This is a genomic window from Halobaculum sp. MBLA0143 (assembly GCF_041361465.1).
Lineage (GTDB): Archaea > Halobacteriota > Halobacteria > Halobacteriales > Haloferacaceae > JAHENP01.
In genome coordinates this window covers 72,618-88,099 of sequence record NZ_JBGKAC010000001.1, presented here as the reverse complement: position 1 = coordinate 88,099, position 15,482 = coordinate 72,618, and the positions used below count along the sequence as shown (strand labels likewise).

Below are 15,482 nucleotides of genomic sequence, written 5' to 3'. Positions count from 1 at the left end.
CGACCCGACCCGCGTCAGTCGTCCGCCGACGGCTGTGTTACGTCGCCGGTCGACCCCATCCGGAGGTCGACGTCGCCGGTGCCGATGGCGACCGGCTTGCCGGCGATCACGTTCTCGATCACGCCGTCTAAGTCGTCCACCTCGCCCTGGATCGCGGCGTCGAGCAGGTGGTTGACCGTCACCTCGAACGCCGCCCGCGCGAGGACGGACTCCTTCGACCCGGAGATCCCGTGACGACCGATGGACTCTACCGTCCCCTGGTTCGTCATGATGTCCGCGACGAGCATCAGGTGGCGGACGTTCACGTCGCCCAGCCCCTGCTCTTCCAGGGTGTCCATCGTCTCGTCGATGATGGACTCCCGTGCAGCCTCCACGCCCAGCGTCCGGTAGATCTCGTGGATGTTGTTACACGTCGTCCGGGAGGCGTCGACGCCCTCGATCTCCAACGCGTCGCTGAACGCCGACCCCTCCGTGTAGAGGACGAACTCCTCGTCGCCGCCGTCTTCGGCCTCCTCCTTCCGGATGACCACGCGGGAGACCTCTTCGATCCCCTTGAACGTGATCTCCCGGAGCTGTTCGACCAACTGGAGCAGTTCCCGGTAGCTGGGTTCGTCCGGACCGAACTGGACGACCGTGCCGCGCTGGACCGTCTCGACGCCCAGGTTCGACTCGATCGTCTCGGCGATCATCCCCGCGACCTCCGTCGCGTCGTCGTGGGTCGGCCACCGTTCCAACAACGTCTCCTCGTTCAGGTCGACGGACACCCGCATGTCCGCGACGTTCGTGGACACGTCGCCCAGTGCGAGGATCTTCGTCGCCTCGATCTGCCAGACGACCTCGTGGGCCTTCTCGCGGTTTTCCGCGTACTCACCCTCCAGCCGGACCACCATCACCGGCGTGTCCGGCTCCTTCCGGGCGTCCACGAGCTCGATCAGTCGGGGCAGCCCCTGGGTCACGTCCATCTCCGCGACGCCCGCGAAGTGGAACGTGTTCATCGTGTTGTGGGTCACGACACCCTCGGCCGTCGTGAACGTCTCCAGTCCGGCGACGGAGAAGTCGTAGACGTAGTCGTACTCCGTCTCGACCGTGCGGATGTTCGTGATCCGGTCCCAGTCGACATCGCCGCGGATCTCGTCGGTCTCGGAAACCGCGACCGCGCCCGCACCATCTGTGGCGACCGTCTCGAAGGCGTCGAGACCGACAGAGTCCGTCTCGGAGTCGAACTCGCCTGTGACGGGAAGCTCGGCTCCGACTTCGAGTTCGTCGCCGCGGATCGGGACGATCTCGTCGTCACGCTCGACGACGAACGAGTGCGCCTTCGTCGCGCGGACGGACCGACCGGACGCCAGTTCGAACTCCAGCAGTTCCGCCGGCGCGTCGTGGCGGCTTACTTCTTCGACCGTCTTCCAAGTCAGCGTCCCGTCAGGACGGAGACTCGGCACTTCCAGCGAGTCTGGCGCGAGCGCGACCTCGTGGTCGTCGACCGTGCGCGACTCGTTGGACGCGACGACCTCGTCGACCAACGGGCCGATTGCCGTCACGTCGGTCTGCCCGCCGCGACGGACGACGACACGCTCGTCGTGCGGGATCGACATCTGCGTCCCGGGTTCCCCGATGCTCTGTGCGCTGACGGTGCCGACGGGGTCCAACGGGTCGACACGCGTGTCGACGTACCGCGACTCCGTCGCCTGGGCGATCTCGTCGGCCTCTTCCGTGGTGACGCCCTCGCGGTCCTCGATGGTCTCGTACACCTGATCCTTCAGGCGACGGGGGAGCTCCGTGTCCTCGACGACGAGTTCGACCTCCTCGTCGACGTGGTCGTAGCGGTCGGCGGCGGGGTCAGTCATCCGAGCCCACCCCCGTGCCGGCCTTGTCGAGGCCCGGGCCGGCGTACTCCGAGAGGTTCGTCGGCGGTTCGCGGCTGCCGATGAACCGTTCTTTGTCCGCCTCGGACTCGAACTCCGCGTCGACGATCCGCTCTGCGATCTGGTCGACGTCGATGTCACCCTCCTCCGAGGAGGACACCTTCACCGGCGAGGTGCCGTCCTCGCCGAACTCGAACTGGACGACCGTCCCGGAGGTGTTCCGGACGGTGCCGTCGTACTGCGCCTCCAGCTCCGACAACGCGTTGATCAGCCGGCGCTGGAGGTAGCCGGACTTCGAGGTCCGGACGGCCGTGTCGACCAGCCCCTCGCGGCCACCCATCGCGTGGAAGAAGAACTCCTTGGGCGACAGGCCCGAGCGGTAGGAGTTCTCCACGAACCCGTGGGCGTCCGCCGACAGGTCGTGTTCCGGGAAGTGCGACAGCGTCCGGTTCTCGTAGCCACGGTTGATCCGTTCGCCGGAGACGGACTGCTGGCCGACCAGCCCGGCCATCTGCGTGAGGTTCAGCATCGACCCACGCGCGCCGGAGGCGGCCATGATGATCGCCGGGTTCTCCTCGTCGAGGTAGTCCTCGGCGATGTCGCCGGCGGAGTCACGCGCCTGCGACAGCGTCTGCATCACCTTCATCTCCAGCGTCTCGTCGACTGTCCGGCCGGGCAGCGAGTCGATCTCGTCGTTCTCGTACGTCTCGATCAGCTCGTTCACCCGGTCGCGGGAGTTCTGGATCGCCTCGTCGATCTGGGCGTCCGCCTCCGGCGGGAGCGACTCGTCGTCGATCCCGATGGAGAAGCCGAAGTGCATGATCGTCCGCATCGCCAGCGCGGCGACCTCGTTGACGAACACCCGAGCGCGGGTCTTCGAGTACACCTTGGTCAGGGTGTCGACGATGTCGCTGCCGAAGTCGCCCACGCCCGCGGAGTCGATGGTCCCCTGCTTCAGTTCGCCGTCCTCGATGACGACATCGTCGCCCGCCTCGGAGACGAACTCCAGGTCCAGGTCGTCCGGGAGGAGCTGTGAGAAGATCGTCTGGCCGGTCCAGTACGGCCGACCGGTCTCCTCGTCTTCCCCGTCCGGCGCCGGCAGCTCGTCGATGGAGGTCTGCCGGAGCAGGTCCAACGCCTGTGTCTCGTTGAACTGGGGGTTGTCGTGGGTGAGGAGGTACATCCCGGAGATGTGGTCCTGGATCGCGCCGATGATGTTCTCGCCGAACCGCGGCGACAGCATCTGTTCTTGGACGCGCATCAGGACACGGGCTTCCGCACGCGCCTCCTCGTTCTGGAGCGCGTGCATGTTCATCTCGTCGCCGTCGAAGTCCGCGTTGTACGGCGGACAGACGGTCGTGTTCAGCCGGAACGTCTTGTACGGCATCACCACGACCTCGTGGGCCATAATCGACATCCGGTGGAGCGACGGCTGGCGGTTGAAGATCACGATGTCACCGTCCACGAGGTGACGGTTCACCTCCCAGCCGGCCTCGACCTTCTCTGCCAGCTCCTCGCAGTTCTTCTCCGTCACCTTCAGCCGCCGGCCGTCCGGCCGCTTCACGTAGTTGGCACCGGGGTGTGCCTCGGGCCCGTTGGAGACGTACTGTCGTGCCTGATCCAGGTTGCGCTCGGAGACGTTCATCGTCTGGGTCATCTCCTCGGCGACCCGTTCGGGCACCCCGACCTCGTTCAGCGACAGCGTCGGGTCCGGGCTGATGACGGTCCGGGCGGAGAAGTTCACCCGCTTGCCGGACAGGGAGCCACGGAACCGACCCTCCTTCCCCTTCAGCCGCTGGGACAGCGTCTTCAGCGGGCGGCCGGAGCGGTGGCGCGCCGGCGGCGTCCCACTGATCTCGTTGTCGATGAACGTCGTGACGTGGTACTGGAGCAGCTCCCAGAGGTCCTCGATGATGAGCTGGGGAGCGCCGGCCTCACGGTTCTCCATGAACCGTTGGTTGATCCGGATGATGTCCACCAGCTTGTGGGTGAGGTCGTCTTCGGAACGCTGGCCGTTGTCCAGCGTGATCGACGGTCGCGCCGTCACCGGCGGCACCGGCAGCACCGTCAGGATCATCCACTCGGGCCGGGCCTGGTCGGGGTCGACGCCGATGGCCTCGATGTCCTCGCCCGGGATGTCCTCGAACCAGTCGCGGATGTCCGAGGCCATCAGCTTGTTCATGTCCTCCTCCGTGAGGTCGACGTCCAACGCCTTCTCGATGGCCTTCCGGTCGTCCTCCCGGGGGCGGAACTCCCCGGACATGATCTGGTTGATCCGGTCCAGGGCGATTCCAGTCTCCTCTGCGAGGTCGTGCGGAGAGGTGCCGTCGGAGTCCTCGCCGGGCTGCATCGCCTCGGCGATCAGCTCCGAGTACTCGCCCGACAACACGTCCTGGACCTCGTAGTAGGTCGTCGGCTTCTCGTGTTTGATGTCCGCCTGTTCTTCGCCACAGTGGGGACACCGGTCGGCCTTGCGAGCCTCTCGGACGGCGCTCTTGAGCACGTCCATCGTGTCGCCGCCCAGATCAGCCGTCCGGTCGAGCTTGTCGCGGTACTTCTCCTTGTCGTCGTCCATCAGCGCGATCTGGCCACACTCCCGACAGGTCGCGCGGAGCAGCCGCCGGATGAGCTTCGTGAAGCCGACGTGGATCACCGGCGCCGCGAGCTCGATGTGGCCGAAGTGGCCGTTACACGAGCCGGAGTGTTTGCCGCAGGTGCGACACTCCAGTCCGGGGTCGATGACCCCGAGTCGGGGGTCCATCAGCCCCATGTCGATCGGGTAGCCGTCGTCGTCGTACGTGTCCGCGGTGATCACCTTCGTCGCCGACATGTCCCGGTACGTCTCCGGGTCCATCAGCCCGAAACTGATCCCGCCGATCTCCTTTGGTGTTTGTCCTGCCATGTGTCAGACTGCGTCCTCGAGTTCGAGCTTCGGTCGGATGCCGAGCGCCTTCATCTCGTCTAAGAGGAGCTTGAAGGCGTAGCTGATCTCCAGTTCGTGGATGTCGTCTTCGTTGCCGCTGACCGGGTCGTAGATCCGGCGTTGCTCGACGTCCTCCACGGCGACCATCCCCGTCTCCTCGCTGACGTAGACGGTCTCCTTGTCCGAGGAGTCCAGCAGCCGTTCTTTCAGCGCCATCGCCGCCCCGTGACCGATCAGCACTTCGCGTTCCATCTCCCCGACACGGAGCCCACCCTCGCGGGCGCGCCCCTCGGTCGGCTGTCGGGTGAGCACTTGGACCGGCCCCCGCGACCGGGCGTGGAGCTTGTTCGACACCATGTGGTACAGCTTGTGGTAGAAGATGGTGCCGACGAAGATGTCCGCCTCGATCTTCTCCCCGGTGACGCCGGAGTACATCACTTCCTTGCCGGACGACTCGAACCCGTGGTCCTCCAAGGCGCCACGGAGTTCCTCTTCTTCCTCACCCTGGAACGGGGTGCCGTCGACACGCGAGCCGCGCAGCGAGCCGACCTTGCCGCCCAGCATCTCCAGCACGTGACCGACCGTCATCCGCGACGGGAGCGCGTGCGGGTTGAGGATCAGGTCCGGCACCACGCCCTCCTCCGTGAACGGCATGTCCTCCTGCTGAGCGAGGTGGCCGACGACCCCCTTCTGACCGTGTCGGGAGGCGAACTTGTCGCCGAGCTCCGGGATCCGCTCGTCGCGGACGGACACCTTCGACAGCTTGGAGCCGTCTTCACCCTCCATCAGGGTGACCGTGTCGACGACGCCGGACTCGCCCGACCGCATCGTCACGCTGGTCTCCCGGCGCTTCTGCGGAGAGAGCCCGCCCATGTCGTCCGGCTCTTCGAGGAACCGAGGCGGGGAGGTCTTGCCGAGCAGGACGGAGTTCTCGTCTACCTTCGTCTCCGGGTTGACGAGCCCGTCCTCGTCCAGGTGGGTGTAGGCGTCTTCGCCGCGAGCGCCGCGTACGTCCTGGGAGGGCAGTTCGAACCGGTCCTCCTGGCCGCCGGGGTAGCGTCGTTCCTCACCCTCGTACGTCCGGAAGAAGTGCGACCGCGCCATCGCGCGGTCGACCGACCCCTTGTTCATCACGAGGGCGTCCTCGATGTTGAACCCCTCGTAGGACATGACCGCGACGACGAAGTTCTGGGCCGCCGGCCGCTCGTCGAAGCCGATCTGTTCGGTCGTCTGGGTCTTCACCATCGACAGCTGGGGGTAGTGGAGGAGGTGCTGGCGCGTGTCCGGCCGGATGCGGTAGTTGGCGGCCGGCAGCCCCAGCGACTGCTTCATCATCCCCGCCCCCATCGTGATCCGTGGACTGGCGTTGTGCTCCGGGTACGGGATCATCCCGGCGCCGATCCCGAAGATCAGCTGCGGGTCGATCTCCAGGTGGGTCGTGTCGGGTGTCACGTCTTCCTCGTCGACGGCGACGAGGATGTCCTCCTCCTCCTCGGCGTCGATGAACTCCACGACACCCGCCTGGACGAGATCCTGGAAGTCGATCTCCTGGTCTTCCAGCGCCCGGACGTGTTCCTCGTCCAGCAACGGCTCGCCGTCCTGGACGACGATCAGCGGGCGCCGCGCCCGCCCGGCGTCTGCGTTGACGATCACCTCGCCGGTGCGTTCCTTCACCGAGACGTTCACCATGTCCGAGACGTCGCCACGCCGGCGCGCCTCGCGGATCTGTTCTGCCAGTTGGTGGGGGTCCGGGTGTGTACCGACCAGACTCCCGTTGACGTACACTTTCGCGTCTTGTGCCTGTGCCATGTGTTGTCAGTCGTCTGCGGGTCCAGCCCGCTCGACGCCCTCGATGCCGGGGATCCCCTCGACACCCATCGACGCCAGTTCTCGTTTCAGCCCCTGTTCGTCCTCGACGTTCTGTGACAGCTCCATCGCCTGCGCGAAGTTCTTCACGAGCCCACAGTTCGGCCCCTCCGGCGTCTCGGAGGGACAGATCCGACCCCACTGGGTCGCGTGGAGGTCACGCGCCTCGAAGTGGGGCTGGCTGCGGGACAACGGCGACCGGAGCCGTCGGAGGTGTGACAACACACCCATGTAGTCCGTCCGGTCGACGAGCTGGGAGACGCCGGAGCGACCGCCGACCCAGTTACCGGTGGCGATCGGGTGCTCCAGCCGCTCGGTCAGCACGTCCGACCGGACGACCGTGTTCACGGTGAGCTGTCGGTTCCGCATGTTCGCACGCTCCAGCTGGTACTTCACGTCCCGAGCCAGCTTGTTGAGCGCCGTCCGGAACAGGTCCTTCATCAGGTCGCCAGAGACCTTCAGCCGTTTGTTGGCGTAGTGGTCCTTGTCGTCCTCCTCCCGGCGGTCCAAGGCGAGTTCGAAACACGCCTCGGCCATCCGGCAGAGGTAGTACGCCTTGTTGATCCGGACATCCTCCTCGTCGACCCCGTCTTCGTGGAGGTGGGGCAGGAGGTACCGGTCGATCACGTAGTTGGCGCGCTTGAGCTGGTAGTTCTTCCCCTGGCCGGAGGCGACGCGTTCGCCCAGCGTCTCGATGGCCTCCTGTTCCGTCTGGACACTGGCCTCCTCCAGGTTCTCCAGCATGAACTTCACGATCTCCGGGTCGTCGGAGACGCGGTGGACGATCTCCTCGTCGGACTCCAGGCCGAGTGCCCGCACGAGGGTCACGAAGTTCACCGAGCCGGAGACGGACGGGAACGACACCTCCAGCAGCCCCTCTCGGTTGCGCTCACAGAGGACGAGCGCGCGGTAGCCACGCCGCTGGGAGAACGTCTTGGCAACCTGGATCTCGTCGCCGTACTTCGAGTCGTACTCCGCGAGGATCTTGTTGGGCGCGAGGTCCTCGCTCGTCATCAGCACGCGCTCGGAGCCGTTGACGATGAAGTAGCCGCCGGGGTCGACCGGGTCCTCGCCGATCTCGACGAGCTCGTCGTCGTCGAAGTCCGCGATGTTGCAGTTCTGGGAGCCGACCATGATCGGCATCCGGCCGACCTTCGTCTCCGTCTCGTTGACGACGGTCTCCGGTTCCTCCTCACCGCCGCGGACGATGGACATCTCCATGAACACCGGAGCGGCGTAGGTGATGTTCCGCAGGCGCGCCTCCTGGGGGAACAGGAGTTCCTCGGAGCCGTCCGCTTCACGTACGCGTGGAGTCGTGACACGCACGTCCCCCAGCTCGACGTACACCGGCTCCTGGCCCTCCTTGTCGCCGATGTCCGTGTCGATGGTCTCCTTCTCGTCGACCACTTCCTGCATCCCCCGGCCGAGGAAGGAGTTGAACGACCGGAAGTGGTGTTCTGCGAGCCGTTCCTGCGTGAAGTACTCACGCGAGACCGTTCGGCGTGTCTCTCGATCCATGTTGCTGTCTGTCACTCGACCACCAGCCTGTAGACGACTGCTGTGTCGGTCGTTCGGGAGTCTCGTTCGATACGGACCACGTCGCCCGCCTCGGCGTCGCGCGGGAGCGCCGGGTCCTTCCGCTTGATCTTCGGGAGATCAGTCTTCTTCACGTTGTACTCTTCTAACACCTCCTCGACGTCGTCCGGGTCGTCGAGGATGGTGTGGTCTGGCACGAAGTCGTGTTGGCTTACGTCTACCATGTCTCGGTCCTGTCGTTTGCTCCGTCGGCCGTCGGATTGTGGAGAGAAGTCTGCACGAGGTGCTACGGCGACGTTGTGAGGTGTCGCAGTTAACGCTTGCGGACCGCCGTAGATACGGGGTGCTAGGGAAACCGCAGCGATACGACCTAACCGAGGCGGTCGGGACGTAAGTAGGTTGTGGCACGGTGTGTGGAAAGTCCACACTGTCGTCACGGATAAGAAGCCTTATCAGTTACCCGGCGGTACTGAGGGATGCGAAGTGCCCGGGTGGTGTAGTGGCCCATCATACGACCCTGTCACGGTCGTGACGCGGGTTCAAATCCCGCCTCGGGCGTTTTCTCGATTCCAAAGTGACGAGCGACGAGCGTAGCGAGGAGCGAGTCACGGAATCGAGAAAGGCGGTACGCGGGATTTGAACCGGGGAGCGAGTGAGCGCCAGCGAACGAGCGACCGAGGTTCAAATCCCGCCTCGGGCGTACTTCTCCGCGGACCTGGCCGGCGAGTGACGAGCGTGTGAGACGAGCGAAGCGAGTCTCACCGCGAGGAACGAAGCGCGGGTGCGTGTGGTTGTCGACGTGCGGAGCTCGAGTCGAGGGCCGAGGCGGCGCGACGGCCAGAGTTCGACTCCCGTTCAGACACTCTCCGCGCCGGATACCGGTGGGGCGACACTGGTCAGGGGTCCGGTCCGATTTCGAAGTACCGTGTATCGGGGGCCGGAGTCGTGGAGAGCCCGGCACTGTCGGGATCGAGCTGCTGGATACCGCTCGGAACGACCGTCTCCACCACGGTCTCGTTTCGGGGAACTCCGAAGCCGACCGGTTCGCCGGCATCGTTCAGCCACGCAGGTGCGACGACACCGGAGAAGACGCCGTCTCTCTCCCCGACGTTGTCGACCGTGAGTTCGACCCCCACGTCACCGCTCTCGTCTGTGACGACCGCGTCCCGCAGGCGTACGTCGGGGACTCTCGGGAACGCGGCGACGGTCGAGTCGTCGAGTTCCCAGACTCCGCGAACGACGCCGTCCGGACGGTACGCGACGGCGGCAGACGCTGCGGCCTCGGCGTCGACGGGAATCCCGATACACGTCCCGCTACAGCTTCGTGTGGTGCTACGGACGGACTGTTGAACTTGCGGCGGCGACTGGATCGTTCCATCGCGTTCCAGGACGAACGACGACGGCTCGAAGTTGGTGTCACCCGCCACGTCCACGACGACGAACTGAACTCCACTCTCGCGTCGAACAGCGAAGAACGACGACTGCCGTGTGACGACGGAACGCCGCACCCTCGGGTCTGCAATCGTGAGCGACACTCCACCGGCGACCGTCGTGGACGCTCCCGGAGCGAGTCGTCGTGGTCCGGAGTCTGTCGGCGTGGGTGTGTCGGTCTCGTCAGTGAGTGTGTTCCCGTCGGTATGTGTACTCTCGTCAGTACGTGTGCTCTCGTCACCGGTCCGACTGGTGTCGGCAACACAACCCGCCGTGGGTACGAAGGTGGCAGCGCCGAGCGCTGCGAGCACCTGACGACGCCTCACGTCTGGTGTTGACGAGCAGTGGTACAAGTACTTTCTCGGTGAGTCGTGTACTGTCTGTGCCCGACAGGTCGGTGCAGTCAGACTGTCGGTAGTCCGTAGAGATGTCGCTCGACAGAGAGGCCGAGCCGGTCGGTGTGTGGCCTCCGTCTCGGAGGCGGGGGTGACCACTGCACTGCCAAGTCCCGAACCCACGGGGATACTCTCGAAACTGAACGAACCCCCTCGTCAGTCGGACAGAGAGGGGACTGCTCCCGACGATAGACAGTGTATCGACTCTCGTACTCACAGCCAGCGGTCGTCTCGGCCGACCCGGTCGGCCTACTCGACCAGAGACTGGACATCGGTCGGGAAGAGTCAGCGGCCCACCCTTCACCGCCGCGACTCGATCACCTCGCCCACGCGCGCCAGCCCCTCCTCTAGCTGCTCGGTCTCGTGGCCGAAGCCGAGCCGGAAGTAGTCGTCGCAGCCGAAGGCGTCGCCGGGCGCGAGCACGACGGACGCCTCTTCGACGACCGCCCGGCAGAACGCGCGGGAGCCGTCGAACCCGTCGGGAACCGTCAGGAAGGCGTTGACGCCGACCGGGTCGTGCCAGTCCAAGTCGTGGTCTGCGATCCAGTCGGCGACGATGTCGTGGTGTTCGCGGGCCAACGCACGGTTCTCCGAGAGGATGTCGCCCTCTCGATCGCCGAGGGCCTGCTCGGCGACGTGTTGGCCGAACAACGACGGGGAGATCGTGGTGTAGTCTTTCCACCGGACGGCGGCGTCGACGACTCCGGGCGAGCCGGCGAGCCAGCCGAAGCGGGCGCCGGCGAGTCCGTACGCCTTCGTCAGACTGGTGGTCGAGATCCCGTGGTCGCCGAGGCTCGCAACCGGCGGGAGCGGGTCGTCGGCGAGCCCGCGGTACACCTCGTCACACAGGAGGTAGGCGTCGTGTTCGGCCGCGAGGTCGTACAGCGCCCGGACCCGACCCTCGTCGTGGTAGCGACCGGTAGGGTTGTTGGGGTTGTTGAGGACGATCACCGCGGTGTCGTCGTCGACGGCCTCGGCGACGCGGTCGACAGACAGTTCCCACGTCGGCGGTTCGAGGGGGACGCTCATGGCGTCGCCGATGGCGTCCGGGACGCTGTACAGCGCCTGGTACGTCGGCGTGACGACGACGGCGTCCGTGCCGGTCCCGGGGCCGTCGCCCCCCGGTGGCGCGGGCGAAGACAGCGTCGCGAGGAACGTCAGGAAGTTCGCCTCCTGGGTGCCGACGGTGAACGCGATCTCGTCGGGACCGCGGCCGTAGCGCGCCGCGATCTCGGCGCGGAACTCCGGGTCGCCGTCCGTCGGGATGACGTACCCGAGCTTCCCCGGGTCGAGATCGAAGCGGTCGGCGGGCAGCGATCGGATGCCCGACTCCGCGAGCATGATGTCGGCGTCGTGTTCGTGTTCGTCGAACCAGCGTTCGAGGGCGAACGGCTCGATTTCCATCGTGTCTCCAGTCGTCTCCACCGTTGGAAACAGTACCGACCCCGGAGACAGACGGGGAGTCAGTCTGCGCCTGCCTGGGTGTCGGGGTTGCCGAGCACGTCCGACAGCCGGGCACGTCCAGACCAAGTGACGAGCTCGTCGGAGTACTGGTCGAGAATCCGCTCTGCACGAGCGTCGTACTCACCGGACTCGTCGTCAACGACGGAGACGAGCGTCAACTGTGGGTCTGCCGTGCGCAGGTCGATCCACTTGAACGCAGTCCGCTGGGCCATGTTCCGGACCGTAGAGACGTTCTCGGCGTGGAGCGTCTCGACGAGTGCCCGACGCTCGGCCGTCACCTCGAAGTCGACCCGGTGGTCGTCGCTCGCACCGGTGACTTTGGAGTTCGTGTTGTAGCTGTACCCTTCGGACGACAGGTACTCGCCGACATCACTCTGGAAGTCCGACTGTGTGTACTTCTGGCGAGTGAACAGGAGGTGTGAGATCGACTGTACTGCCTGAATCGCGTCCAACAGCCGTTGTCCAAGGTCGTTGTCGTTTGCGTAGAGACTGATCTCGTACTTGGCACTCTCCAGATCGTAGCGCTCTCTGATGCTGTTGAGTCGGCGTTTCCGCCGCTCTTGATCGAGTGTGACGTTAGAGAGGTAGAGCATTCCGTACGTCTCTCCTTGGTCCGTGATGTGGTATCCCCCATCGGTCGACCGGACCCACAGCGAGATAGCGTCGTGATCGACTCGCTCGAATGGAACGGTGAGCTTGCACTCGTTCCCATCACTCTGTGCGATCGTTGCCTCTTCGAGCCTCCCGGCGAGCGCCGTGATCAGGCGGTCACAGTTCATGCGAGTTCCTCCTGGTACGACCCTTTGAGTTCGATGTTGCACTCGTCGAGGAAGTCCCAGAACGCCTGATCGACGTTGTCGGTCGCAACGTCGTCGACGGCGTACGCGAACTTGTCCTCGTACTCCTCATCCCAGTAGTGTTTGTGTGGCTCGTTGATTACCTTTCCGTCGGGATTGGTGTGTGGTGTGGAGTTGTCCCAGCGGCGGACGACCTTGGAGCTCTTGTAGAGGAGACAGAACCCGTACGACTCCCGCTTCCACGCCTTCAGGACGAGCGTGACATCCTCGTTCATGCAGTACACCGTCGCCTCGCCGACGTGGTTCGAGCCGCGTCGCTCCCAGGTCCAGTCCTCCTCGATCACCTTCTCCATCTCGTATATTTCGTCTATTCGAGACTTCGTGACCATCTTCTCGCATAGAACGAATCGCGTAGTCACATATACCTGACGCGGGAACGACCCACTCAGTCCACGATCGGCTGCGCGTAGCTGCTCCCTTCCTCACACACCAGCTCCCAGGTGCGCTCGCAGTCACACGACACCTGGTCGAACACGCTCGGGTCCTGGCGGAGGTTGAAGTCCTTGATCGCCTTCTGGACGCGGTCGTCACACTCGCCGCAGTTGTGGGCGCCGCGGTCGGAGCCGTGGCCGACGGGGTCGGAGACGACGATGGCGTCCGTGTCCGTCGTCCGCTCCAGAACGGCCGCGACCGACCAGAGCCACGGCGGGCGGTAGCCCCCCCGGAAGTGGAGTTCGTCGACCATCGTGTAGCGCTGGACGTTACAGGGGTTCATCGACACCGTGTGACAGCCGTCGACGGCGCCACACCGACGGACGGACGACACCATGTCCTCTACGGCCTCCGCCTCCGAGAGGAACGGCGGCTTCATGAGGAGGTACGCCTTCACGCCGGCGTCGGCGGTGTCGGGGTCGGCGTCGACTGTCCGGACCGTCGTACAGGCGGTCTCGAAGTCGGCGAAGTCGAAGTACTTGTTGACACAGTCGTGGCGGACGCGGTCGGTGGCGGTCTCCAGCCCGACGGCCACGTCGGTCGCGATTCCGCGGTCGGTGAAGTCGCGGAGCTTGTCGGCGGCGACGAAGTCCGGCAACGACTCCACGACGATCCGTTCGCGGTCGGCGAACTCGGAGGCGATGGCGCGGCGGGTCTCGGCGCTCACCTCGCGTTCGTCCAAGAACGACCCGGAGGTGTAGATCTTGATCAGCTCCGCGGGCTCGTCGGCCTCCTCGCGCTCGTGGTCGAGACAGACCTGGATCTGGTCCATCAACGCGTCGTGGGTGACCGATCCACCCTCTACGCTCTCGGCGACGTAGCCACACATCGTACAGCCGCCGGCGCGAGCCCACCGACAGCCGCCGGTGTTGAGGATGATCGTCAGCGACTGGACCACGCCGTCCGGGGTGTTGTCCTCGTCGAGCCACACTCGGGTGGGCTCGTGTGGGTCGTAGCTGGCGTCCTTCTCGGCGCGAATCTCCCGCATCACCTCGTTGTGGGCGTCCATCCCGCGGTCCTGTTCGTACACCTCGGGTGTCGGCTCCGACTGACTCATTGTCGGACGGTGGCAGCGCGTGGGCAAAAGGAGTCGGGTCCGGCCCTCCCGGGAGCGCAGCGCTCGGCTTCCGCCGTCCCGAACCGCAACCGTTCAAGCCCGTCGCCGGCGAACCACGCCTCGAATGCGCGACCACGACACACACGGGCAGACGAGACGGGGCCGAACGGGGGAAGCGTGACCGAAGCCGCCGGTGACGCGACGGAGCCGCGCCGGGTGAAGGTTCGCGGCATCTACACGACCGCGATCACTCGGCTGTTGGGCGAGGCGGGTCACGACGTGACACAGGCGTCGCCGCCGATCCGGCGGCGGTTCGACCGGGAGTTCCCGGTCGCGCCGTTCGACGCCCTGATCGAGACCGGGCCGGACCGCCAGGGCGTCGCCGTCCACGGGACGCCGACGGCCGTCGACGAACTCCGATCGACGCTGACCGTCGCCGTCGACACGTTGGCCTGGCGCGACCCGGTCCCGCAGCACGCGGTGTACCACGGCCAGGTGACGGAGACGCTGGGCGGTGGCGCCGTCGTCGATCTCGGCGTCGACGCCCCCGGCGGTCACGACGCGACGGGCTACCTCCCGTACGGCGAGACGGACGACCACGTCACCGTCGACGACACGTTGATCGTCCAGGTGACTGCGGCGACCGCGCCGTGGGGGGACGACCGCCCGGAGCTGACGACACAGCTGTCGGCGCCGGGCGGGCTGGGGCGACTCGTCGCCGGCCGGTCGGACACCCGCGTCCGCGGCGGCGACGAGGCCGCCGCCAGGGAGCTCGCCGGGATGACGGACCTGCTCGACACGTCGACGCCGGACGGCTGGGGGGTCGAGTGGAACCGCGACGCGTCCGAGGCGGGGCTGGACGCGCTGGAGGCGAGTCTCGACCGGGCGAGCGAGACGGCGGGAGAGATCGAGACGGCGACGGAGACACCGCCGGCGGCGCCGGCGACGCTCTCGACTCCGACCGTGACGGACTGGGTGTGGTTCGGTCGGGCGTCTCGGTTCGCGCTGGACGACCACCGCCGGGCGGTGACGAGCACGATGCCGGGCCACCACCGGACGAAGGCGGCCTCGCGGGCGGCCAGCGGCGGCGTCGACCTGGCGGAGGCGTTGTGTTCGTTCGACGAGACGGACGACGACGAGTTCCCGTTCACCGTCGTGACCGACCAGTACGGTCCGACGGTCGGCGACCGAATCGGGATCGACCACGGGAAGCCGGACGGGCGGCTCGTGTCGCTGGGGCGCGGCGAGGTGACCGACAAGGAGTCGGACGGGACGGTCGCGCTCGAACGCGCGATGTCCGCCGGCGGCACGTACGACGCCTTGGACGTGCCCCGCGAGCAGGGGGACGTGGCCGTGACGAAGTTCCGCGAGGGACGGTGGTGGTACCCGACGGTGTACCGGAGCGCGGACGGCGAGCGGAAGGGGACGTACGTCAACGTCTGTACGCCCGTCGAGGTGTTCCCGGACGGGGTGCGTTACGTCGACCTCCACGTCGACGTGGTGCGTGGTTCGGACGGCGTCGTCAGACGGGTCGACGACGCGGAGTTAGACGAGGCAGTCGCCGCCGGACACCTCCGAGAACAGACCGCAGACCGAGCACGGGCGGTCGCCGCGAGCGTCGAACGAGCACTGGAGTGACTGTCACCGCGTCGCCAC

General features: G+C 66.2%; 11 protein-coding genes, 1 tRNA gene and 1 pseudogene. 2 read left to right on the top strand and 11 right to left on the bottom strand.

The window, feature by feature from the left end; all coding sequences use genetic code 11:
- Positions 1-14: 14 nt before the first annotated feature.
- From rpoA2 to RYH79_RS00465, 6 genes and pseudogenes are all read right to left on the bottom strand, one after another.
- Entirely contained in the window at positions 15-1,595 is a 1,581-nt protein-coding gene (rpoA2, locus tag RYH79_RS00490; RefSeq protein ID WP_370900706.1) for a DNA-directed RNA polymerase subunit A'', read from the bottom strand.
- Positions 1,587-1,847: pseudogene (locus RYH79_RS00485) on the bottom strand (DNA-directed RNA polymerase subunit A''); the annotation flags it as partial. The pseudogene RYH79_RS00485 and the gene rpoA2, both read right to left, overlap by 9 nt.
- Positions 1,840-4,767 (bottom strand): DNA-directed RNA polymerase subunit A', encoded by a 2,928-nt coding sequence (locus RYH79_RS00480; RefSeq protein ID WP_370895196.1) that lies wholly within the window; start codon positions 4,765-4,767, stop codon positions 1,840-1,842. The pseudogene RYH79_RS00485 and the gene RYH79_RS00480, both read right to left, overlap by 8 nt.
- Positions 4,768-4,770: 3 nt before the next feature.
- Complete coding sequence (gene rpoB / locus RYH79_RS00475; RefSeq protein ID WP_370895195.1) at positions 4,771-6,597, bottom strand: DNA-directed RNA polymerase subunit B; 1,827 nt, start codon at positions 6,595-6,597, stop codon at positions 4,771-4,773.
- A gap of 6 nt (positions 6,598-6,603) precedes the next feature.
- Positions 6,604-8,172, bottom strand: a complete 1,569-nt coding sequence (locus RYH79_RS00470; protein WP_370900704.1) for a DNA-directed RNA polymerase subunit B'' — start codon at positions 8,170-8,172, stop codon at positions 6,604-6,606.
- Positions 8,173-8,183: 11 nt separating this feature from the next.
- Positions 8,184-8,414 carry a DNA-directed RNA polymerase subunit H gene (locus RYH79_RS00465; RefSeq protein ID WP_370895194.1) on the bottom strand — a complete coding sequence of 77 codons (231 nt, stop codon included), beginning with the start codon at positions 8,412-8,414 and terminating at the stop codon, positions 8,184-8,186.
- Positions 8,415-8,675: 261 nt separating this feature from the next.
- Between RYH79_RS00465 and RYH79_RS00460 the strand changes: the two genes are divergently transcribed.
- Positions 8,676-8,748: transfer RNA gene (locus RYH79_RS00460), tRNA-Asp, on the top strand.
- Positions 8,749-9,086: 338 nt separating this feature from the next.
- Here the strand turns inward: RYH79_RS00460 and RYH79_RS00455 are convergent.
- The 5 genes from RYH79_RS00455 to RYH79_RS00435 form a co-directional block, all read right to left on the bottom strand.
- Positions 9,087-9,623: a hypothetical protein gene (locus RYH79_RS00455; RefSeq protein WP_370895193.1), complete on the bottom strand. Its 537-nt coding sequence runs from the start codon at positions 9,621-9,623 to the stop codon at positions 9,087-9,089.
- Between the two features lie 693 nt (positions 9,624-10,316).
- Entirely contained in the window at positions 10,317-11,420 is a 1,104-nt protein-coding gene (locus tag RYH79_RS00450; protein ID WP_370900702.1) for an aminotransferase class I/II-fold pyridoxal phosphate-dependent enzyme, read from the bottom strand.
- 59 nt (positions 11,421-11,479) lie between these two features.
- Entirely contained in the window at positions 11,480-12,259 is a 780-nt protein-coding gene (locus RYH79_RS00445) for a DUF1828 domain-containing protein (protein WP_370895192.1), read from the bottom strand.
- The gene (locus RYH79_RS00440; RefSeq protein WP_370895191.1) at positions 12,256-12,666 is read right to left on the bottom strand and encodes a DUF6978 family protein; all 411 of its coding nucleotides are present in this window, start codon (positions 12,664-12,666) and stop codon (positions 12,256-12,258) included. Before RYH79_RS00440 ends, RYH79_RS00445 begins: the two co-directional genes overlap by 4 nt.
- A 56-nt stretch (positions 12,667-12,722) precedes the next feature.
- On the bottom strand, positions 12,723-13,826 hold the full coding sequence (locus RYH79_RS00435; protein WP_370895190.1) for an archaeosine biosynthesis radical SAM protein RaSEA: 1,104 nt from the start codon (positions 13,824-13,826) through the stop codon (positions 12,723-12,725).
- A 177-nt stretch (positions 13,827-14,003) separates the two neighbouring features.
- Between RYH79_RS00435 and RYH79_RS00430 the strand changes: the two genes are divergently transcribed.
- A complete protein-coding gene (locus tag RYH79_RS00430; RefSeq protein ID WP_370895189.1) occupies positions 14,004-15,464 on the top strand; it encodes a ribonuclease FAU-1 family protein in 1,461 nt (486 codons plus the stop codon).
- Positions 15,465-15,482: the final 18 nt, after the last annotated feature.